This is a genomic window from Vibrio sp. 10N.261.46.A3 (genome assembly GCF_041472995.1).
Classification (GTDB): domain Bacteria; phylum Pseudomonadota; class Gammaproteobacteria; order Enterobacterales; family Vibrionaceae; genus Vibrio; species Vibrio coralliirubri.
In genome coordinates this window covers 14,677-35,939 of record NZ_JBFRRH010000031.1, presented here as the reverse complement: position 1 = coordinate 35,939, position 21,263 = coordinate 14,677, and the positions used below count along the sequence as shown (strand labels likewise).

The following is a 21,263-nucleotide window of genomic DNA, read 5'->3' as shown; positions in this document are numbered from 1 at the left end:
CACTTTGCTCAAACCTAAACTTTAGTTCTTATATAAACTATAGTTCTAACAGTTTGGCCAATTCACGCTCTTCGAGAAGCTCTTCAATGCGTTGACGAGTCTTAGGCGTTTCGGCTTGTGCTTTAGTCGACTTACCTGCTTTTTTGCTTCGGCTCGTTTTCGCTTTTTCCTTAGTCGTCATCGTAACCTTCCTTGTATTTTTTGTATTACAGGTTGCACGTCTCTTTCAGTGCTTTGCCTGCTTTAAATGCTGGCGTCTTTGACGCTGCAATCTGAATCTCTTCTCCGGTACGCGGGTTGCGACCAGTTCGAGCGGCACGAGAGTTAACTTTAAAGCTACCAAATCCAAGGATCGATACGTCATCACCGTTAGCAAGCGAAGTCGAGATACCTTCCACAAGCGCATTGAGCGCTGTGCCTGCTTGGTCTTTTGAGATGTCTGCAGAAGTCGCGATGTGTTCAACTAATTGAGATTTGTTCATAATCTATATTCCTTATTGAGTACGGCTGGCGTCTACCTTTAGCACCTAGCTTATGCGATCTTATCAACGGCAACTGAAATATTGTCAGTGGTTGGGTAGAGCTTTGTAAAGTAACCAACAGAATTGACTATAAAAGCATCTGTCCGCTCAATCAATGGAATTCATTGATTATTATGGATTTAAAGCGAGTTGGTTGAGTTATCGAGGGATAAGTGGCTGTGAATATCTTGGCTGATTGAGAGAATCAATCAAAGGAACGCCGATTGAGTTCATGAATTAGACAGCAAAAACTATAAAGCCCAGCGACAGGGCTGGGCTTTATGGCGTTTAAAAAAATCTAGTATTTGAAGCTGTTCTGTATTTAAAGCTAACGTAACGAGAACTACTTAGTAATAAAGATTTGTTCTGTTTCTAGCGAAGTCATGTCGCGAACTTGGCGCCAGATGTAGTAGAAGATACCTAGCATCATTAGAAGGCTTGGGATGGCGATTGCAGGGTAACTGTATAGTGTCAGCTTACCTAGTTCTTCATTGAAGGCTACCGTGCCTGCTGGGCTAGTCACAATCCAAGTCGCAAGGAAGTAGTTCATCGCAGAAGAGAAAGCGAAGGTGCTCGCAAACAGGTAGTTCGATGTCATTAGGCAACGATCAAACTTAGCTTGGTTTCCGAATTGCTTTAAACGCTCTTCAATTAGAGCAATGTTCAGCAATGCAGGCGTGAAAATCACTTTTTGGATGAATGGGTAGCGAGTAAAGGTAGAGCCAAGTACCGCTAGGCCAATTAAGCCAGGGATTAAGGCTTCTTTTAGAGCTAACCAACGCGTGTCTAGTTCGAAGAAACCAATACCGCCCGTTAATAGCACGCTGACAAAGCCAAGCGCCGCGATAAAGTTGAACTTCTTATTACGGATTAACTCCATGCCACCGTAAGCAATAGGGAAGGCTAGGGCGACAAGCAGTGCTAAACCTGTTCCAAGATGCTCCTCTCCACTGAACTTCATTAAGATGAATGAAGGAAGAAAGACGTTAAACACGACTTCGAAAAGAGGACTCGATTTTTTGTTTTCTGTACTACTCATAATTTCTAAATACATTATGTTATGGATTTATTCTCAGGGATTGTTGTTTACCTCGCCCAAGATGTAAAGCCTTAAGGCGTCATGCTGTGTAACGACATGTGACATCAACGACATCTCTGAGCCTATATTACGCTCAATTCTAGATTTTACACGCCTTTGTTTCTTGCCATTTTTAAGCCCCATGACCGAACGAGTTTAATAACACTTCATAGTCAGGCTTGCTTGCCAACCTCTCAATGCTTATGTGTGCCAGTACGTCTGCGAATGGAGAACGGTGTAAAAAGTCGGTGATGTTTCGGCTGTTCGCTTCATCAAACAGCGCAGTATGTCGGAATTGGACGTAATCCAAAGCGACATGGAGATACAGCGTGGCCAAGTTATCAGTAAGAAGGGAATCTACCCCTTGTGTGTTTATCTCTTGGTCAAGTTGCTTTAGCGCGGCAGCGATACCGTCTTGTCCTCTCTTGATTAGCACATTATCACTGTCGGTATAGCGTGTTAGTGCTGCGGTTCGAAAAGCTATCTCCATTAATGTCTTTGCTGTTCCTAGATACTTCATTTGTTGGGCATCACTTAACGTCACTTGGCGCAGCGTTTGAGGTTGATACGTTTCAATTAGGTATTGGCAGATACACAAGCTTTCTGTTAGTGAAGCTCCATCTTCCAGTTCCAATGCCGGAATTAAGCAAAATGGATTGACGTTTTTCAGGTTGGTCGGCGTACTCCAAGGGTCGACCCAAACAAAAGACAAAGGCGAGCAACGAGACAGAAGTGCTGTTGCTGCGACTACGCGTGAAAACGGAGAGGTTTCATTTAAGTAGAGTTGCATGTTAATCCCTTATTTTATTCGATAACTGAGTCCAAAAAGCGCGTTTAGATTTAGATTGAGTGTTAACGCTTAGGTCGAGTCGCGGTCATTAAGGTGCACACCGCAGATAAAATCAAAGCAGCAGCACTCATGCAGAACAACAAATCATATGACGCCATATGATTTAAGTAGTACGCCATCACAAGTCCGACGACTCCTTGTGATATAGCAAAAGAAAGTGTCATCCCAGCCCACGCTTTGGTGTGCAGTTCATAACCGACAATCTCCAATGTGTAAGTCGACACCAGAGTGACAGTCCCCGGAGTGAAAATGCCGACCAGTAATGAAGAAATGAGTAACGCTATGGGGTGAGTGCTAAAAAGGGGTAATGCGACGCCTAGAGCCTTGAAGCTAAATGCTATGCAGAGTGATTTCTTTAGCCCTAGCTTGTCTCCCAATATACCTGTTATTAATGGGCCAATGGCGGCACCAATACCAAAGGTTGCCCAGAATAACCCACCGCTAGTGAACGACATGCCCAGTTCACGCACAATGTAATCAACCCAAAATAAGGTGTGTGGGAGGTAGCCGATAGCGTCGAAGGTATAAGCCACAAGAATAAGCGTTACGCTGATTAACTTAGGTTTTGATAGTTGAGAGAAGGAAGATTTTATATAGGGCGCTTTTGACGTATTAGGTTGGGTTTGCCATGTATTCCAAGTCAGTATCGTTGTGACTAATGCGATGACTCCCATGCCAATCCAAGCCGACACCACGCTAAAATAGATCAGTACTGGGATTAATGTGCCTGATAACATCGCGCCAAGTCCAATGCCTGAAAATACAACACCGCTGACACGAGCCTTCACATCTGGGTTAAATTTGCGAACAATTACCGGAGGGGCGACAACCATGAGCAAAGCACCTGAAACTCCAGCCAAAGTTCGCCAAACATAGAACCATACCAAGGGCGCATCCTGCAGTGCACAGCCCAAGTAGCTAAAACTGCTCACCAACATAGCGAATCGAATTAACTGCCCAGCACTAAAGTAACGCAATAGTATATTGGCAGCTGGTGCACCCAATATGTATCCAAGAAGGGTTGCTACACCAAGGTAAGATGCATCACTTTCGCTAAACCAGCCACTTTGAATGAGAGCCGGCATTAATGCTATATAGGCAAACCTACCGATCCCGTTGCCTATTAGAGTCGCCCCCATTCCAGCCAAGCTGTCTCGATTAACGATGTGTGTATTCAGCATAAAAGGGTCTCTTTTCGGTTTGATTAGGTGCTCTGGCAATAGGACAAGATCTTTGTTTAGTTTTGCATACTGACATCATTCACCATCAATATCACTAGGCTGTTAGTCATATAAGTTGCATATCTAAAGGTGGTTTCGAGGTAGGAAAATTGCCAGTATGTTTAAACACTTAGGGAGATCTGTTGCTATGCCAAGGGGAAGGCAATAAGCGATTGTTTTAATCATCGTAGAATTGAGTGATCAATGGTTAGACTAAAGTTGGATCTAAATGATTAGGTTATTTAGAAAAGATTGATGCCCAGTTACTCTCACTCACATTCACCGCTCTCAAACGATTGATGAATGTGAAATGAGGGAGAATAGACAGGAAGAGTTATAAGTCCATTATTGGTCGAAAAGTAGGTTAAAGCTTAAAGGGATTTTGTCGGAAATCGCTAATCCACCCACGGTCGCTGAAAGTTTGTTTAGATTCTCTGTCGATATCCCAAAATCAGCGCCGTTGACTATGACTGTCGAGGCTGAGCTAACCATGACAAAACCTGAGGATGGCACCACCACAACTGGGAAATCGATCGTTTTTGTTACTCCGTGTAAGGTAACTTCCGCTGCTACTGTTGTTCTTTTTGGATCACCGGATAGCATAGACGGTTCAACCTTCCCAGAGATCTTCACTTCAGGAAAGGTCATCGATTCGAAATAGAGTTCATTGAGTCTCTGGTCACGGATAGCGACACCGGTGCTCACACTTTTCAAGTCCAATACTATTGAAAACTGACCCTCTTCGGTAAGCCCTCCAGACATAGGTTTGATGGATGCGGGCTCAACCACAAACTGCTTTTTAATGGTCGCGAATGTGATGTTCGATAACTTCGGATCTAATGTGTAGCCCGACTCCGCGAAAGATTGAGCGGAGATAACGGTGCATAGGAGGCCGAATGTAGAGATTAGTTTTTTCATAAGTTGTCACCAGATTGATGAGTATCTTTGGTAAGGGTATTTAGAAGCTTAGGTCAGTATCTAAAGAATTACCGTAACCCACTAGGAAGCAGTCAATCGTTGGAAGTAAGCGCAAGAAGCAAGCATTTGATGTGATAAAGGGAGCAGTTAGTTGAATGAGATACCAAGGTAACACTCAGGAGTTGTGCTTGTGAGGCCTATATGGCCCCACAAGTATTAGGTTAGTTTAATTTTTGGTATGTAGATACGCTCGTTGACTCGCCAGTTGGTAGCATTTTACGACGAGTTAAAACACCTTGATCCCAGTCTTTACCTGCTGGCATGTATGACCATTTAACAAAGTACTCTTTTCCGTTCGGACATTCATTGCCCATTTCGTATCCGCTAGAGTCACAGAAGCGAACAGTTGTATTTAACTCGGTAAGCGTTGCTTTTGAAGCTCGGTCCGTTTGGTTAAACCACCAGTAGTCTAGGTTAGAAAAGTCGGCATAAGAATAAGGCCCCTCATCATCCAACTCTACTGGCGTGGAACCTGAACACTCTTGGCCAGATACGGTGATGTCCTTTTCACCAAATACATACTCAGAACGTGCTTGTTCCCCATTGTTACAAGTTTCTAAGTGTTCCCATGTACCAACAAAGTCAACGTAGCGGTCGGTTTCTTGATCGTCAATCTGGTAAATGAAGCGAATAGATTCGCTAACACCACCTTTAGAACTATCTGATGGGGCTGATTTATCTTGTACCGAACCGAGGTTGAATTTCTTATCTAGAATGGTTAAAACCTCAGTAGTAGCATCATAAGACTGTGAGTAAATGTTGTATTGCCACGCTGTTCCGTCTTTATTATTTGAATCATCATATAACTCAGTCTCAATCATAGAATTCAATTGAGACTGTGAGGTAGCGAGAACATAAGGCATGTAGATTTCTAACTCCTCATCGTCATAGCCCATGCTTTCTTCGGGGTCACTCTTATTTGGGTTGTTAAACTTGTATAAGAATTGGCTTTCAAGACTGAATCGTTCATCAGTTGTTGCGTCTTGGCCGTCACATTTGGTTTGATTTTCATTGATAACAGTGAATTTACTAGAGTCACCAGTCGCAGTAACACAGCTTAAGTATTGGGCACCCCAAGCTGAGCCAAAACCCGAGTCGTTGTTTCCTGCGGGGAAAACAACTTCGAGGTCAGAGAGTTTGTAATCCCAACGAGCAGAATTACGAACTAGATCAAACGTTTCTTGATCAACAGTTTTGTCTGCGTGTACATAAAACTGCTTTTGATTAGTAAGAGGGTCATGGTCATTCAACTCATGTAGTTGATATTGATTAATGCTAACTTCACGGATCAGGTTGTTTTGGTCACGTTGAAACATTGGTACAACTGCATCTTCGCCTCGCTCATACTTGCCTAAAGAATCGTTCATGTGAGCGATCGCATCATCCTCGCTTACGATGTCAGCCTCATCCATTCCCATATGATCATCTAGGAAGTCAATAACTGTCTCTTGGTCGTCTAGGTTGATTTTATGTAGTGCACTGATTGTTGCTTCATCGATGTTCGTCGAGAGTGTTTCGGGTAGTACAATGTTTGAATCACCGTCGCCAACATTGACAGATTGAAGAAGAATCGCGAGGTTGACTGCTCTTTCGTAAGTACCTGTTGCTTCGAATGGGCTTAAAACATCACGGTTAGATGCCGCACCGACTTTAAGTCCATTTTCACCACCAAGGTAAAAGGTTACTGCACTATTTGATAAAGCAGTATATTGACCGCCATTTTCAGTGAAGCCAGAGTTAACTTTGCTATCTGTGTAATAAAGGCCATCAACCGCAGCGTCTACGAAGGTGCCTTGTATATTCGTAACTGGGTTGTTGAATTCAATCGGTGCAGAGCTTGTACTATCGTCATCATCGTTACACCCAGTGATGCCAACCAAAATTGCTGCTGACAAAGCGCACATCTTAAGTGAGCCAATGTTCATTTTTCTCATTATAATACCTTGATTTTGTGAGGTTACTCCAATAAAGCGCAAGGATTATGACGAATTGAAATATGAAAATTGGTTATATATTAAATAATAATTATTACCTCACCGTAGTAGCGATTAATTAGCAGGGGCTTTTTCATTAAATTACATCAATTTAGACTAAATATTAATCAGTTTTGTTTTTTGTACGTGTGGTTGTTGCACATACTTGATTTCTGAGCCATTGATGTGCTGTATCGACGTTTTTACGTGGGTGCCAATACATCGATATGCTTATATCGTTGAAGTCAAAAGGTAGGTCAAAAGTTTTTATTGAGAACTTCTCACTACAAATACTTTCCATAAATGAAGGTAAAAGGGCTATACAGTCAGTTTTTTCTATTAAGGGAAATGTTTCAAAAAAACTAGAAGCGTTATAGACAACATTTCGTTTGTTTAGTGCTTTAATGTCGGCATCAGATAATACATGCTCTCTGTTTACCTCATGAGTTACCGCAACATGGTTTTCTGCATAGAATTCTTCGTTAGTAACTGCGTTTTCCTGAATTCTAGGGTGATCAGCGCTGCAACATACTTTCATTTTTCCGGTAAGAATGACTTTATGTTTTAATAGAGTATTCCCAATGGGGCGTAAGCCAATAATTAGATCGTATTTACCTAAGCTAAGATCGTTTTCGTAATCAGAAGAAGTAATAGGGTGAACGATTAGAGTTATACCAGGGGAGGATTGTTGAATTCTAGAAAATAGTTCTGGCAGAATGTAGAAGTCAATCGCATGTATACAGCCAATAGAGAACGAACGTATAGATGTTGCTGGTTCAAAAGAGTTATGTGCTGACGATAAAGTGGCATTGAAATTGTTAATGATTGCAGACATATCAGGATACAGAGCCGACGCATAGCTCGTTGGTTCAACGCCTGAACGTGTTCTATTGAACAGTGTATCTTCATACACATCTCTTAATCTTGATAGTGCTTTACTTACGGCAGGTTGAGTTATATCCAGTCGCTTTGCAGCTCTTGATAAGTTTCTTTCTTCAAATATCGCGACAAATACAGGAATGAGGTTAAGGTCGGTGGTTTTCATTAAATGACTTTAAGACTAGGGTACCATTGGCACAATTTTTATAGTTATCTATTATTCTACGCTATTTAAAACCATCAATAAAACAATGTTTTATTGATGGTTTTTTTGGGACGGAATTTGTTCGATACTCACCTTTTTTGTTCATTTTTTAACTCGTTTTAGTTAATTTTAAAGGGAGAGGACTACTTGTGATAATTATTTTTTGAAAATTAATTACTAGTTATGTTGAGTCGTTTATATTCTAATTGTTTCTTAATGCTGTGAGTTTTTGTGCTAATAGTAAAATGCGATATCGGTTGGTTTTGTTATTTTTATAACTTGATCTTTCCGAGTTAATATAAAGAAAGTATAAGTAGGCTAATTAAAAGACGAGATATTCTTACCTGTTATCGGAAGATCTCTAATTAAGGTGTCGATTATGAATTGAAAATACTGATGTTCCTTCATGTCGCAGAGGATTTTACAGGTTTCGCCGCTCTAAGTGTTATGTTATAACATAACCTTGTGTTTGTTTTCTTTGTAGTAGTTTGTTAGTGCGTTTAAGAAAGGTCATGTGCTGATGTATTTTAAAGTTAACAAAAACAAATAATTAGATAATATCACTGACAAGGAGACGATGTAATGAATGCCGTGTTAACCAAGCCTTTGGCAACCAATAGCAACCAGCCACTCAACATTAGTTCAGTTGTGACTATCCAGGATCAGGTAAATCACAAGCCAAGCTTTAGTGCTTCTGAGCAGCCAACGGTATTAGCGGATATCTACCAAAGTGACATTAATATGGCGGTATGGCAGCGAAAGTTTGATGAGGGCTTAACGACGGCAATCAGTGAATTTATCGCCTTGAATCCAAACTTTAGTAAGTCTGTTAGCCTGTCACCTGATAATGCTTTCGATAAGTTGGAATTTGCCACCGATGGCACCGCCTCTAAAGCGCTATTAGAAAATATGGCAGAGCTGGTGGATATGTTCTGTTGTTTGTTTGAGCTTGAAGAAGTCGGGTTGCGTTTAGCCGTTCTGAATAAAGCGATGTGCCCACGTTTCCATTTTGATCAAGTGCCTTGTCGCTTGGTGACAACTTATCATGGTGTTGCGACTCAATGGTTGCCAAACGACTTAGTCGACCGTTCTAAGTTAGGGCGAGGGGCTAACGGACAGCCAGATTCAGAGTCTGGCTTATACAATCATGAGTCAGATATCCAACAACTTTCGAGTGGTGATGTGGCATTACTAAAAGGGGAGCGCTGGAGTGGCAACGAAAATGCAGGCCTTGTGCATCGTTCACCAGTCACTTCATCTGACGAGACACGATTGCTGTTAACGTTGGACTTTGGTTGATCAACTTTTGACTATTTAGCCCGCGACCTATTTTTTTTCAAATCTTCAACACATTTAAATACCTTCCTAATGAGCTAACGGCATGGCGCGATCTATGCCGTTAATATTCCCAAACAAAGACACCCATCAGCTGACCTTGTTTAGCACATTAATTCAAAATTTAGAGTTTACCATTCTCTAAATCAATGGGTTACGATGCGTGCACTTACTCACATATATCAATATTTCAGTTCCTCATCGGTTTCTTAATTTATTTTAAAGCGTAAAATATATCCCGCTTGCAAACCTCTTTGGCAACCAATTTGTTCGCCACGGTTTTTTACTTCCACATTATAGGTTTCCTATGTTCAAGAAACTCTCGCTTAAAAATAAACTGGCGATTTCAGCCAGTATGGCCATTATCCTGGGGGGGATTTTGGTCGAGGCATTGTCTTTTCGTGCTTCACTGCAAAGGTTGGATACAGAAGTTGAACAGCGCTTAGAAGGCGCATCAGCTTCTTACAATCAATATGTATCGGATTGGATCTTATCCAAAGAGCGTGCGCTTACTTCTCTTTCGAAAGAATCCAAACAAGAAAGCTTGGTGACTCACTTAAAACAGGTTCGTGATTCTGCGTCTTTTGATAATGTCTTCTTGGCGTTTCCTGACGGTTCGCAAAAGAACGCGAATGGAGTTGTCCTTCCGCCGGGCAATGATGATCCTCGTTTGTGGGGTTGGTACACCAACGCGGTAGCAAACCCTAGTAAGGTGTTCATGGATAACCCAACGGTTGCAGCTGCAACTGGGGCGAATGTTGTGTCGCTGGGTACTGCCATGCAATTACATGGTCAACAGGTTGTGTTAGGCGCGGATGTTGAAATTACCGACATTCTTAATAGCCTAGAGCAAGTGATTCTTCCGGGTGAAGGTTACATGTTCATCGCGACCAATAAAGGCACGGTTTATACGCACCCTGACACCAAGTTACTGAACAAAAATATCAGCTCACTTGGGTTAGATTTTGCGGACGTACAAAAGGCGCTGACTACCGGTAAAGACACTTCTATCGAGTTGAACGGCAGCGACTATGTTCTGTACGCACGTGCGATTGATGGAACGAGCCTGATTACTGTGAGCGTTGTTAACCATGACTCTCTGGTTGCGCCACTATTTGATGCAGTGATTGGTCAAGTGTTGGTGACGCTACTTGTGGTGATCGTATGTACCATACTGTTTAACCTGTTGTGTACGATTCTATTCCGCCCGTTGAACCACGTTTCTCAAGCACTGGCGCAAATCGCGAATGGTAGTGGTGATTTAACTCAACGCATTCATGTTGAAAACCAAGATGAAGTGGGCGAGTTGGCTCATAACTTCAATACCTTTGTTGGAAGCTTACAGCAGTTGATTGGCCATATCCGTGGGCAGTCAGAACAGCTAAACAGCCAGTCAGAGCAAAGTGCTCAGCGTGCGAACCGTTCGGTGGATGAGCTTAATCATCAGCAGCAAGAAATCACTATGGTCGCGACGGCCGTAACTGAAATGGCGAGCGCCACGCAAGAGATAGCATCGCATGCCGAGCAAACAGCAAAAGCGGCGCAAGATTCAGCGACAAGCACTAACAGTGGTCACGCTCTGGTTGTGGATACCAAAGGTTCAATCAATAACCTAGCCAATGAAGTGAACGAAGCGGGTAACGTGATCAGCGAGCTCAACAAGCATGCTCAAGAGATCTCGACCGTACTCGCAACGATTCAAGGCATTGCAGAGCAAACCAACTTGCTTGCTTTGAATGCTGCGATTGAAGCGGCACGTGCGGGTGAACAAGGTCGTGGCTTTGCTGTGGTTGCTGATGAAGTACGTGTGCTTTCGCAGCGCACTCACTCTTCAACAGAAGAAATCAAATCAACGATTGATATCCTACAGCGCACGACAGCTCAGGCGGTTGAGCTGATGGAAAGCAGTTCTAAACTGGCGATACATTCAGTAGAAGATGCCGACAGAGCTTCGCATGCGCTTGAAGAGATCAACTCGGCGGTGGCTTTGATCAGTGATATGGCGACTCAAATCGCGACGGCTGCTGAAGAGCAAACACACGTGACGGGTGAAATTACCCAAAACATTACGACCATTAAAGATGTTACTGACCACTTGGTTGTGGGCGCACAGGACAGCTTAACTGAGTCAAACGAACTTAAAAGCCAAGCCGCTGGTTTAAGCGACAAAGTGGCCACTTTTAAGCTTGCTTAACGGTCTCGTTTTCTGATGCCTGATCAGTGAATGAACAGTAAGCAATAAGCCAAAGCGACGTAGATTACGTCGCTTTTTTTGTATTTGTGAGTAATCGAATTCTTTACTAATCTACTTCTGAAAACTCTTTCAGCGCACTCATTGCGGCTTCTGCTTTGTCTTTTTGCACAAATATGTGGTCGTGATAGTAGCCTGCAACAACGTTAGCGCTAATGCCGTATGAGCCAAGCTTTGTCGCAAACGCAGCCGTTAATCCAACCGCTTCTAGACTTGAATGTACCGATAAAGTGATAAGACTAAACACAGCGTCGAAGTCTAGCTGAGCTTTGGTCGCAACGTCTTCTTTCAGAACCAGCGTTAAACCTTCTTTTTCACGAAAAGTCGAGATTGGATTGAGCTGAACATAGTCTGCTAGCGCTCCGTCGACAGTACAGAAAACATAGTTCCCGTCGATTAATTCTGGTGACATGGATTTCAGTAGAAGGTCTAGGTCGGTAATGGCAGTCATAGTCAGTTTCCCTGCGTTAATAAGCTAATTGATGATGTATGCAGTCACGATAGAAGCAACTGACAGTTAAGTAAAATTAATGATTTTAATTCTGTATCAGTTTTACTAATGGCAAGTTTTCCTCCTTATTGATGGCATCGTACTTCTACCAGCTTGTCGACTGTTCCATCTCACTTGATAGGTGATCGATAAAGGCTCTTAACAGCGGAGTTATTTGCTTACGCGTTCCATAAATCGCATGTACACCCAGCGTTTTCGGTTTCCATTCGGAGAGCAGAGGAACCAACAACCCGTTTTGAATTAAGCCTTCCACTGAAGGAAAGGGCAGTAAGCAGATCCCGTTGCCTTTGAGTGTGGCAGAAAGCAATACTTCCGAGGTGTTTGCACTGATATTCCCTTTAATCGGAACCGATTCGAGCCCATTGGGGCCATTGAACGTCCATGCGGTTTTGCCAAAGTAACTGAATGACAAACAGTTGTGGTGAGCTAGATCTTGGGCTTCTGTGGGTGTGCCTTTCTCTTTTAGATATTGAGGCGACGCGCAAATCACGGAGCGGCATTCACCGATCTGCTTCGCGACAATATTGGGCGTCAGTTCGTTGGTTATGCGAATGGCTAAATCGATGCGTGACTCAACAAGATTGACCGTTTGATCGGTAGAAACGATGTCAATCGAGACCTCTGGCCATTTATCGATGAAGCGACCGATCACGTCCATCAAGAAGCTATCGACAATTGAGTAGCTCGCAGTGATACGCAGCTGACCTTTTAAATGCTCTCGGTTTTGGTTTCTGATGCCAGCTAGGGATGCTTCTAGTGCCAAAAGTTCTCTGGCGACCTCAAGTGTTTCCTTGCCTGCATTGGTTAAACTCAAGCTTCGTGTTGTTCTGTGAAGCAAGCGTGTATCCATCCATGTTTCTAACTCACCCAAATAGCGAGTGACCTTGGTTCGTGAGAGATCAAGGTGCTCTGCCGCTGCGCTCAAACTGCCACGTTCCACGATGGTGACAAAGACATTCATTGCCTCGAGTTTATCCATTGTTTTATTGCCTAGAGAATTAAACCGACCTCAGTATATGTCCGAAAACTGCAACAGTTAAAGTCAATTTGATAGCTATTTCATCTAAAAACAATCAAATAAGATATTTGGACATTCAGCGAGTTGGCAGATGTTCAACTCCAAATACCGGAATAAAGCCATGAATACATTATCGAAAAACCTGTTATCAAAAAGCATGCTTTTAGGAACCATAAGCCTAGGAACCGTAATGGCATCAAGTGTTGCTTTAGCTGCGGATCTGAACATCACCCACTATAACCCCGGCGAGAACGCGATATTCCCAGCCAGCTCGGTATTGGTCTCGGGTGAGAAAGAAGTGATCTTATTTGACGCACAATTCAGTGTGGCTGATGGGCAAAAGCTAGTGGAGCAAATCAAAGCCACAGGCAAAAAATTATCGATGATTTACATCAGTAGCGGCGACCCAGATTACTACTTTGGTTTGGAACCGATAGTTTCGGCATTTCCTAACGTCAAGGTCGTTGCCAGTGAAGCCGTTGTCGCGCATATCAAACGCACCAAAGATGCAAAGCTTGAATACTGGGGACCTATATTAGAAGGCAATGCGCCCTCTAAGGTGATTGTTCCAACGGTGATGAAAGGCTCAACATTAAGCATCGAAGGTGAAACTATCGAAGTGAAAGAGATAAACACACACCAAGCTTACCTTTGGGTTCCGTCTGAAAAGACTGTATTTGGTGGCGTGTCGGTGTATAGCGGTGTGCATGTATGGATGGCAGATGCCGCATCGAAAGAGATTCGTAGCCAGTGGTCACAATCGTTAGAGCGTATGAAAGCACTTGAGCCAGAGGTTGTAATTCCGGGTCACTATTTAGGTGAAATGCCAACAGGGATAAATGCAGTTCAGTTCACGCAGGATTATGTGGCTGATATTGAAAAAGCATTGGCGAGCAAGAGTAATCCAACATCGGTTGAGATCAGTGATTATATGAAGAAAGCCTACCCGAAATTTGAGGCTACGGAAGGCGATTTAGAACTTGGCGCGAAAGTGCTGAGTGGCGAGATGGTTTGGCACTAGAGTTGATTATCTCGGTTGTGTCGCAGAACAGTCTGAAGATTGTATGCTAGATTTATTAGTGATACACAACTGGAGATATCGATGATCTGGCTTTCAGTGAAAGTACTACAGATTGGACTTGTCTATGGATACAGGAAGTATCAAAAAACGAAAAGAGCTCCAGTTTAGGGGCTCTTTTTTTGTTTCGGAGAGACGATTTCTATTTCAAGTGGGAAAGAAAATCTGCATTTGCCCGGTTTACTGTTAGTAGCTAGATTAGCCTAGTAGCCAGATCCGCCCCGCAACTCAATATCACCAATAAGCGAAAGTATGTTGAAAATAGAACCCATTACTCCTCACATCGGCGCTCGTATCCACGAATTAGAGCTTTCTACATGCAGTGCTGATGAACTTGATAAGGTGTATCAAGCGCTTATTACCCATCAAGTGATCTTTCTCGATGGGCAGACTTTGTCTCCAGAACAACACTTGATGATTGCAGAACGCTTTGGAACGTTAGAACCTGCACATCCTTTCTTCCCTCGCGTGGAAAGTGCGCCTCAGGTGAGTGTGATTGAAATAACCCGTGGCAATGCGCCAATGGAAAGTTATTGGCATACCGACTTAACGTGGCGCAGCTTGCCATCAAAAGCTTCCCTGTTGCATGCTCAACATATTCCAAGCGTCGGTGGTGACACGATCTGGTGTTCTATGACGGCGGTTTTTGAGTCTCTAAATGAAGATATGAAAGCTAAGTTGAGAGGGTTGTCTGCGACTCATTCGCTGGTGGCCTTTGAAGGTATAGAGCCAGAAGACATTGAGCTCGATTGGCACAAATCCTTAATCAAAACAGCACAGGAGAATCCGCCAGTGGTTCACTCTGTTATTCAAGTTCATCCTGAAACGGGTAAGGAAACGCTGTATATCAATGAGCAGTTTACTCGCTATATCAACGAACTGCCTCGTCAAGAGAGTGATGAGCTGCTTTGTCATCTGTTTGAAATTGCTCGACGCCCTGAGTTTCAAGTTCGTTTCAAATGGGACAACGGCTCAATGGCGATCTGGGATAACAGGGTAACGCAACATTACGCAGTGATAGATTACGGTGATACTCCAAGAAAAATGCATAGAGTAACAGTGACATAGCAGTAAGTAAGGAGGGGGAGTTGGTGTCAGTGCTAGCGGACAAGTCTCAGGAGATCAGGTTTAGTGTCTGAATTAAAGTATAAAACTGAGACTTTATTCATCTAAGCTCAATAATAAAAATGAATCCGTTGGTTATTTGATTGAAACCTCACTGCTCGGAGGTGATGTGTAATATAATCGGCGCAAAAATATAAGTATAAAAACCAAATCATAGAATTAATAAACGTCAGGGCTTAGAGAACAAAGTATTTCGTATGAACGCGATTCGTAAAGTTTACCAGTACGCAGAACCAAACCTTACTCTCGTAGGTTGGATGGGCTTTGTCGGCTTTCCAATTTACTACATTGTGTGGGAGTTTTTGTTTCCGCAGCCCTACGAAAACTTAGCGCTTCGATTGTTTTGCTCGGTATTGTTCTTTGGCATTATATTTCGTAATCGTGTCCCATTTGAATGGCGAAAATACCTTCCGGCTTATTATCAAGTTGCCGTAACTATCTGTTTGCCAGGTTTCTTCTTCTACATGCTGCTAATGAATAATTGGTCCAACGTTTGGGTTATGTCATTCATGTCGGCTATTTTCCTCCATATTTTATTGGTGCACGTGACGAGAGTGATGTTTGCACAAACCTTTGCCGGTATTGGGATTGCTACCTTGTGTGCTTGGATTGCACAAGGCTTCTACCTCGAACTCACAATGGATTGGACGCATGTGCCAATCTTTTTGTTTATCTACTTATTCGGCAACTTGTTCTACTTCCGCAATCAGGTGGAACATGAAAACAAGGTGTCATTGGCGAAGTCTTTTGGTGCGGGTATTGCCCATGAGATGCGAAACCCTCTAAGCGGATTACTTACCTCTATTGATGTTATGCAGTCTATATTGCCGAACCCTAAAAGTGGTGATCAAAAAGGGCAATATGCGTTAAGCAATGAAGAAGTGATTCAGTTGCGTGAAGTGGGCGATGAAGCGATGGAGATCATTCATTCCGGTAACGAAACGATTGATCTGTTACTGACTTCAATTGATGAAAACCGAGTCTCTCGCTCTACGTTTAAGAAGCATTCAGCGCAAGCCGTGGTTGAGGATGCGATAGACAGCTTCAATTACAAGCGCACTGCTGATAAGTCAGCAATCTCCTTGGATGTGCAGAGTAACTTTGAGTTCTTGGGCAGCGACACCTTGCTGAAATACGTCATGTATAACCTGTTCAAGAATGCGTTCCATCATCGTAGCCCTGAAGATTTTCATATTCATGTCACCATGTTCAGTGATGAAGTGACGAACCAAATTATGGTGACGGACAACGGCTCTGGTATTTCGAGCGATATCATTCGTTCTATTTTCCAAGACTTTTACACCACAGGCCAGTCGGGTAATTACGGTTTAGGTTTACCATTTTGTCAGAAGGTGATGCGCTCGTTTGGTGGTGAGATTAAATGCCAATCTGAAGTGGATCAATGGACACAGTTCACGATGATTTTCCCATCTTTGACTTCCAATTCGGTAGAGGAAATCAAGAGCGAACTGACTAAACTCAAGACGGTGCTGATGATCAGTGATCAGACGGTGCTTTCCAGTAAAATGACTGAAATATCTCGCTTTATGGGTTTTGCCCTCGAGATTTTGGATGTGGCGTCAGCGCTTCAGAATAAGGAATATCAGTTTGAGTTCGACTTGATTTTCGTTGATATGGAGAGCTTGGATTTAAGAGCCAATTGCCTCGATAAGATTGAATCGTTACTTTCGTTCACTGAGGCGCGAATCATTTACTTGTATGAACGTCATCCTATCAAGCGTGTGCGTAACATCTCTTTCGAGCCTATTTGGGTGGAAACGCAAGTTTGGCTACTGAATACCAAAGCGACCATTGATCGTTTACTGTTTGACTCCAACTATGTGATGCCATCGGTTGCTGTAAAACCGCTAGAGGCCACCACTAAACGTACCATTATGGTGGTCGATGACAATGAATCTCTACGCCGATTTACTGCAATGTTATTGGAAAAACAGGGCTTTGATGTTGTGCAGAAAGAAGACGGCCAACAAGCCTTAGATGCGCTTGATACCGACGACATCGACTTGATCTTAATGGATATTGAAATGCCAATTATGGACGGTGTTGAAGCTTCTCGCCGTATTCGAAGTGCCGACAAAGAATACTCTTCGGTGCCGATTATTGCTCACACGGGTGACAGTTCTCCCGTTACCTTGGAAAAGATGGAATCGTCAGGCATGTCGGACTTTATTGTTAAACCTGCCGATAAAAACCGACTGTTCGATAAAATTGCTCACTGGATTTAGCGGGTGTAATCGTCTGAAGTTCACGGGAATTGGGTAGACATAAATACAAGAAAGAGCTCAGCGAATTGCTGGGCTCTTTTTGTATCGCGACATGATAGCGTCCATTCAGTCCTGCCGTTGGTGTTGGTTATAAATATGGTTCGAAAAGGTTACACGAACTCTAACTCGGGGTGATGGTACGCTTCGTGACAAACCGTGAGCACATGGTCAATGTCTCTTGGCGTCATGTCGGCATTCACTGAAAAACGGATGATGTTTTTGTTCTTGCCAGTCGCAGGGCGGCAGAAAACCGCACCGAACACATCACGCTGTTCTAGGAAGTCACGTACACGCTCCGTGTTTCTTTCATTGCCGCACTCTAGCGCTACAATTTGAGACTCACTGCGGATATTAAAGCCAATTCGCTTTAGCCCCGTAGTCAGCGATTTTGCCCGATTGAATAAGGCTTCTCGTTTGTCTTCCGCACCTTTGATCACCTCCAACGTTTTCTCTAAACGAACCACTTCTTGTGGTAACACTGTCGAGCTAAAAATCGCAGGGTACGCCACAAACGGCAAGGTTCTAGACAGTTGTTTAGGACCAAGGATTGCCCCAGCGCGGTAAGCAAAGGTTTTTGCCAAGCTAACGGTGATGAAGTCGACTTGGTTGGTGAGTCCTAACGCTTGCACTAAGCCTGCACCATTTTCTCCATGTGTACCCAGTGAATGGGATTCATCAACGACGACCGCACAATCAAACTCTTGCGCCATTTCGTAGATGTCGCGTAGTGGGGCAATGGTTCCGATTGTGCTGTAAACAGAGTCAACAACAATGATGCCTGAGCCGTGACGCTCTACCTGTTTGCGTAGGTGATTCATATTGTTATGCATAAACGGGTGGGCAACTGCGCCGGCGGCCCGAATCCCTTCCCATAGCGACATGTGTGCAAGGAAATCAATATAAACAGGTGTGCCCGGTGGGCAGATGGTTTGCAATAGCCCAATATTGGCCGCCCAGCCCGATTGAGAAAGCAAACAGCTCTCCATTCCAACATAGTTCGCAAGCTCAGTTTCGAACGCAGGTTTAGACTGATCATCTTGTAAGAAAATGGCAGACATCACCACGTTGTCATCGTTCTCACAGATCGCCGCTTGATGGGCTTGTTGAATCTGTTTGTTGTGTGACAGCGCTAGGTAATCATTGCTCTGCATCACAACGGAATTGCGCTGGGGGCGTTTACCCAATACCAAATGCTTCTGGCTTTGGTTCTGGGTAATCAGGTCTTGAATATAGAAGTTCAAGCGCTCTTCGATAAAGGAAGGTAGTGGTTTGTTTTTTGTTTTATCACTCATAATAGTTCTCTTCAAATACAGGAAAACGCCAGCGCTGACGGCTGTATATTGACGATAAAAAGTGATGTGTCATTAGCCAAGTTGCATAAATTTGTGGGTGCTTGCAAACTCAGCATTTAAGGGTTTTGAGGCGAGTGGGTTTCCTTACGGTTCGGGGCTTTAACCGAATCAAGATAGGAATAATAGCCTTCTTTTTTATGACAAAAGGCTATTAAAATTCGACGATCGAAAGGCTTTTAAAAAAGCTGATTTGAAAGGTTAGGGGGTGTTAACTGTGAATGCGGATAAGCTCAATTAAGGCATCCAATTGCTGCTTGGCTTCACCCTCTAACGAATACCCAATATTGATGCGTAAGCAATTACTGTAAAGGTCGAGAGTGCTGAACAGGTGTCCAAGCCTAATATCAATGTTCTTCTCGGTAATGCCCTGAGCAAAGGCTGACTGGTTCAAGCTTGGGATTTGCAGCCAAAGCACCATGCCACCTTGTGGGTTACTTATCTTCACATCTTGAGGAAGGTGCTGAGACAAATAACTTAGGTATTTCTGGCGCAAAGACAAGATCTGAGAGCATCTTCTCCTGACGTGCTTAGCGTATTGACCAGATTCAATAAAGTCAGCAACGGCAAGTTGAGTAGGCAGGGCAACGCCGTAGCTCGCAACTGAGAACTGAGCCTTGTACTCGTTGATAAACCTCCCCGGCAAACACCATCCCAAACGGTAACTCGGTGACAAGCTTTTCGATACTGATCCACACCATAAGACATAACCGCCTTTGTCATAGTATTTCGCGGGAAGTGGTGTGTGTGAGGAGTAGGACAGTTCAAGATACACATCATCTTCAATGATCGGGACTCGATATTGATTCGCCAATTCGGCAAGCTTCTGTTTTTGACTTGCCGACATATTGATTCCCTGAGGGTTCATATGAGAAGTACAAAAGATCGCGGCATCGACTCGCTTGTTCTTCAAATGCGCTTCCAGTTGTTGCAAGTCGACGCCATCATCGAGCGATGGGATTTCTATGATCTGGCGTGACATCTTTCCGAGCAACTCTAGAATTCCATTGAAACAAGGAGAGCTAATCGCAATGGTGTCGCCTTCTTTGGTACACGATTCAAGTGCAGCTTTAATCGCCGACATACAGCCAGCGGTGATCACCATCTCTTCAGGTGAAAAGTGCACATCGAGCTTGGCAAAGTGAGTGGATAATGCCTGTCGCAACATCGGCTCACCTTGTGTATCTGGGTAATGGTTGAGCCTACTTCCCATCCGTTTAATAGCGCGACGAAAACTTCGTTCCAATTCAACGATCGACTGATCATCATTGGTGGTGCTCGAAACCCCTAAAGGTCCGTTGATTGAGTTGTGGGTAGAAGAGGTTTGCTTAACACTCGATATCTTACTCTCAAACTGTGCCCACTCAGGCGTTGAGTGAGACGGCTTGTGAGGCGAGACAAAATACCCCGCTTGCGGTCGAGAATGTATCCAGCCTTGTGATTCCAGTTCTTGGTAACAGCTCACCACGGTCGACATGCTGATGGCTTGTTGCTTGGCCAATTGACGCAGCGAAGGCATGCGTCCGCCTTCCGGTCTTTTGCCTGTTTCTATCTCATCGATAAACTGATTGGCTAGCTTTCTGTAGATACTCATTGTCACGACCGTTATTAACTGTACTTGTTTTTATTATAAAAATTGTATCTGTACTGGTTTTATTGTTCAAGGGATACTAATTCGAAACAAAGGAGGGGTCAGTATGAAAAGAAATGATTTGTTGTTAGCGGTATTCGTCATGGCGATTTGGGGATTCAACTTCTCGATGATCAAAATGGGTGTGACTAATGTTCATCCGTTGTTAGCAACCGCCGCGCGTTTCTCGCTAGCGGTGATTCCGGTGATATTTTTTGTAGCGAGACCTAGTGTCGCTTGGCGCTACTTAGTCAGTTATGGCTTTGTGTTCGGTGTGGGTATCTGGGGTATGGCTTCATGGTCGATCACCGCTGGTTTGTCGTCTGGGCTTTCATCGGTCTTGCTTTCAACCAACGTATTAATCGGCATGGCGGTTGGCGTGTGGGTATTCAAGGAAAGTGCTTCCGTTCGTAAGTTATTGGGTGCGATGCTAGCCATGTGTGCGTTGGCGGTATTGGTATCTGCAGCTACGGGTAATGTCACCGTTAATGGCGTGATCTTTATTATGATTGCGGCGTGCAGTTGGACCTTGATGGGCGTGATCGTTAAGGCATCGAAAACCACTCAAGCCTTTGCGTTTAATGTCTGGGGGATGTTGTTTGCTCCGGTGCCACTAGTGTTATTTGCCGTGATGCTACACGGTGAGCAAATAATCTGGCAGGGCATCGAACAATGGGATTGGAACACGACGATTGCAGTGCTGTTTCAAGCTTACCCAACCACACTATTTGGTTATTGGGTATGGAATAAGCTGCTAATCCAATACCCGTTAAGCACGACCGCGCCGTTAACCTTGTTAGTGCCTATCTTCGCATTGATCAGTGGTTACTTTATGTATGACGAGGTGCTGTCGGTCGCTCAGGTTGTTGCATCAATACTGTTTCTTATCGGGATTGGTTTGATTGTTAAACCTGCGAATACAACGAATACCAAAGCGACACAAACACTTGCCAAGCAAAAGTGATTGAAGAAAACTG

The 21,263-nt window shown here is 43.6% G+C and carries 18 protein-coding genes; 6 read left to right on the top strand and 12 right to left on the bottom strand.

Going from position 1 to position 21,263, the window contains the following annotated elements; translation table 11 throughout:
- Window positions 1-37: 37 nt before the first annotated feature.
- The 8 genes from AB4484_RS08945 to AB4484_RS08910 all read right to left on the bottom strand — a co-directional run bounded on the left by AB4484_RS08945 (window position 38) and on the right by AB4484_RS08910 (window position 7,665).
- Window positions 38-181, bottom strand: coding sequence for a hypothetical protein (locus tag AB4484_RS08945; protein WP_017059112.1), 144 nt, complete (start codon window positions 179-181; stop codon window positions 38-40).
- A 25-nt stretch (window positions 182-206) separates the two neighbouring features.
- Complete coding sequence (locus tag AB4484_RS08940) at window positions 207-482, bottom strand: HU family DNA-binding protein (RefSeq protein WP_017059113.1); 276 nt, start codon at window positions 480-482, stop codon at window positions 207-209.
- A 382-nt stretch (window positions 483-864) separates the two neighbouring features.
- Window positions 865-1,560 (bottom strand): VC0807 family protein, encoded by a 696-nt coding sequence (locus AB4484_RS08935; RefSeq protein WP_372077616.1) that lies wholly within the window; start codon window positions 1,558-1,560, stop codon window positions 865-867.
- 172 nt (window positions 1,561-1,732) lie between these two features.
- On the bottom strand, window positions 1,733-2,389 hold the full coding sequence (locus AB4484_RS08930; RefSeq protein ID WP_372077614.1) for a glutathione S-transferase N-terminal domain-containing protein: 657 nt from the start codon (window positions 2,387-2,389) through the stop codon (window positions 1,733-1,735).
- 62 nt (window positions 2,390-2,451) lie between these two features.
- Complete coding sequence (locus AB4484_RS08925) at window positions 2,452-3,630, bottom strand: YbfB/YjiJ family MFS transporter (RefSeq protein ID WP_372077612.1); 1,179 nt, start codon at window positions 3,628-3,630, stop codon at window positions 2,452-2,454.
- 384 nt (window positions 3,631-4,014) lie between these two features.
- Window positions 4,015-4,587, bottom strand: coding sequence for a YceI family protein (locus AB4484_RS08920; protein WP_372077610.1), 573 nt, complete (start codon window positions 4,585-4,587; stop codon window positions 4,015-4,017).
- Between the two features lie 221 nt (window positions 4,588-4,808).
- Window positions 4,809-6,581, bottom strand: a complete 1,773-nt coding sequence (locus tag AB4484_RS08915) for a hypothetical protein (RefSeq protein ID WP_372077608.1) — start codon at window positions 6,579-6,581, stop codon at window positions 4,809-4,811.
- 163 nt (window positions 6,582-6,744) lie between these two features.
- On the bottom strand, window positions 6,745-7,665 hold the full coding sequence (locus tag AB4484_RS08910) for a LysR family transcriptional regulator (protein ID WP_372077606.1): 921 nt from the start codon (window positions 7,663-7,665) through the stop codon (window positions 6,745-6,747).
- A gap of 621 nt (window positions 7,666-8,286) precedes the next feature.
- Here AB4484_RS08910 and AB4484_RS08905 point away from each other — a divergent pair.
- Together AB4484_RS08905 and AB4484_RS08900 are read left to right on the top strand one after the other, a co-directional pair.
- Complete coding sequence (locus tag AB4484_RS08905; RefSeq protein WP_372077604.1) at window positions 8,287-9,003, top strand: DUF1826 domain-containing protein; 717 nt, start codon at window positions 8,287-8,289, stop codon at window positions 9,001-9,003.
- Window positions 9,004-9,346: 343 nt separating this feature from the next.
- Window positions 9,347-11,233, top strand: a complete 1,887-nt coding sequence (locus tag AB4484_RS08900; protein WP_372077602.1) for a methyl-accepting chemotaxis protein — start codon at window positions 9,347-9,349, stop codon at window positions 11,231-11,233.
- 106 nt (window positions 11,234-11,339) lie between these two features.
- Here the strand turns inward: AB4484_RS08900 and AB4484_RS08895 are convergent, their stop codons facing one another.
- Together AB4484_RS08895 and AB4484_RS08890 are read right to left on the bottom strand one after the other, a co-directional pair.
- A complete protein-coding gene (locus AB4484_RS08895; RefSeq protein WP_372077600.1) occupies window positions 11,340-11,741 on the bottom strand; it encodes an ACT domain-containing protein in 402 nt (133 codons plus the stop codon).
- A 145-nt stretch (window positions 11,742-11,886) separates the two neighbouring features.
- The gene (locus AB4484_RS08890) at window positions 11,887-12,780 is read right to left on the bottom strand and encodes a LysR family transcriptional regulator (RefSeq protein WP_372077598.1); all 894 of its coding nucleotides are present in this window, start codon (window positions 12,778-12,780) and stop codon (window positions 11,887-11,889) included.
- Window positions 12,781-12,940: 160 nt separating this feature from the next.
- On the opposite strand from AB4484_RS08890, the gene AB4484_RS08885 reads away from it, so the two are divergent.
- From AB4484_RS08885 to AB4484_RS08875, 3 genes are all read left to right on the top strand, one after another.
- Window positions 12,941-13,840, top strand: a complete 900-nt coding sequence (locus AB4484_RS08885) for a Vmh family MBL fold metallo-hydrolase (RefSeq protein ID WP_372077596.1) — start codon at window positions 12,941-12,943, stop codon at window positions 13,838-13,840.
- Between the two features lie 309 nt (window positions 13,841-14,149).
- Window positions 14,150-14,965 (top strand): TauD/TfdA dioxygenase family protein, encoded by an 816-nt coding sequence (locus tag AB4484_RS08880; protein ID WP_372077594.1) that lies wholly within the window; start codon window positions 14,150-14,152, stop codon window positions 14,963-14,965.
- Window positions 14,966-15,219: 254 nt separating this feature from the next.
- The gene (locus AB4484_RS08875) at window positions 15,220-17,268 is read left to right on the top strand and encodes a response regulator (protein WP_372077592.1); all 2,049 of its coding nucleotides are present in this window, start codon (window positions 15,220-15,222) and stop codon (window positions 17,266-17,268) included.
- A gap of 149 nt (window positions 17,269-17,417) precedes the next feature.
- Here the strand turns inward: AB4484_RS08875 and cqsA are convergent, their stop codons facing one another.
- Together cqsA and AB4484_RS08865 are read right to left on the bottom strand one after the other, a co-directional pair.
- Entirely contained in the window at window positions 17,418-18,599 is a 1,182-nt protein-coding gene (gene cqsA / locus AB4484_RS08870) for an alpha-hydroxyketone-type quorum-sensing autoinducer synthase (protein WP_372077591.1), read from the bottom strand.
- 268 nt (window positions 18,600-18,867) lie between these two features.
- Window positions 18,868-20,250 (bottom strand): PLP-dependent aminotransferase family protein, encoded by a 1,383-nt coding sequence (locus AB4484_RS08865; RefSeq protein WP_372077589.1) that lies wholly within the window; start codon window positions 20,248-20,250, stop codon window positions 18,868-18,870.
- A 103-nt stretch (window positions 20,251-20,353) separates the two neighbouring features.
- Between AB4484_RS08865 and AB4484_RS08860 the strand changes: the two genes are divergently transcribed.
- Entirely contained in the window at window positions 20,354-21,250 is an 897-nt protein-coding gene (locus tag AB4484_RS08860; RefSeq protein WP_372077587.1) for an EamA family transporter, read from the top strand.
- The last annotated feature ends 13 nt before the right edge of the window (window positions 21,251-21,263 follow it).

Excerpts from the sequence above, each read along its gene's own strand:
- AB4484_RS08945 (WP_017059112.1), bottom strand. The coding sequence starts at position 181 with ATGACGACTAAGGAAAAAGCGAAAACGAGCCGAAGCAAAAAAGCAGGT.
- AB4484_RS08940 (WP_017059113.1), bottom strand. The coding sequence starts at position 482 with ATGAACAAATCTCAATTAGTTGAACACATCGCGACTTCTGCAGACATC.
- AB4484_RS08935 (WP_372077616.1), bottom strand. The coding sequence starts at position 1,560 with ATGAGTAGTACAGAAAACAAAAAATCGAGTCCTCTTTTCGAAGTCGTG.
- AB4484_RS08930 (WP_372077614.1), bottom strand. The coding sequence starts at position 2,389 with ATGCAACTCTACTTAAATGAAACCTCTCCGTTTTCACGCGTAGTCGCA.
- AB4484_RS08925 (WP_372077612.1), bottom strand. The coding sequence starts at position 3,630 with ATGCTGAATACACACATCGTTAATCGAGACAGCTTGGCTGGAATGGGG.
- AB4484_RS08920 (WP_372077610.1), bottom strand. The coding sequence starts at position 4,587 with ATGAAAAAACTAATCTCTACATTCGGCCTCCTATGCACCGTTATCTCC.
- AB4484_RS08915 (WP_372077608.1), bottom strand. The coding sequence starts at position 6,581 with ATGAGAAAAATGAACATTGGCTCACTTAAGATGTGCGCTTTGTCAGCA.
- AB4484_RS08910 (WP_372077606.1), bottom strand. The coding sequence starts at position 7,665 with ATGAAAACCACCGACCTTAACCTCATTCCTGTATTTGTCGCGATATTT.
- AB4484_RS08905 (WP_372077604.1), top strand. The coding sequence starts at position 8,287 with ATGAATGCCGTGTTAACCAAGCCTTTGGCAACCAATAGCAACCAGCCA.
- AB4484_RS08900 (WP_372077602.1), top strand. The coding sequence starts at position 9,347 with ATGTTCAAGAAACTCTCGCTTAAAAATAAACTGGCGATTTCAGCCAGT.
- AB4484_RS08895 (WP_372077600.1), bottom strand. The coding sequence starts at position 11,741 with ATGACTGCCATTACCGACCTAGACCTTCTACTGAAATCCATGTCACCA.
- AB4484_RS08890 (WP_372077598.1), bottom strand. The coding sequence starts at position 12,780 with ATGGATAAACTCGAGGCAATGAATGTCTTTGTCACCATCGTGGAACGT.
- AB4484_RS08885 (WP_372077596.1), top strand. The coding sequence starts at position 12,941 with ATGAATACATTATCGAAAAACCTGTTATCAAAAAGCATGCTTTTAGGA.
- AB4484_RS08880 (WP_372077594.1), top strand. The coding sequence starts at position 14,150 with ATGTTGAAAATAGAACCCATTACTCCTCACATCGGCGCTCGTATCCAC.
- AB4484_RS08875 (WP_372077592.1), top strand. The coding sequence starts at position 15,220 with ATGAACGCGATTCGTAAAGTTTACCAGTACGCAGAACCAAACCTTACT.
- cqsA (WP_372077591.1), bottom strand. The coding sequence starts at position 18,599 with ATGAGTGATAAAACAAAAAACAAACCACTACCTTCCTTTATCGAAGAG.
- AB4484_RS08865 (WP_372077589.1), bottom strand. The coding sequence starts at position 20,250 with ATGAGTATCTACAGAAAGCTAGCCAATCAGTTTATCGATGAGATAGAA.
- AB4484_RS08860 (WP_372077587.1), top strand. The coding sequence starts at position 20,354 with ATGAAAAGAAATGATTTGTTGTTAGCGGTATTCGTCATGGCGATTTGG.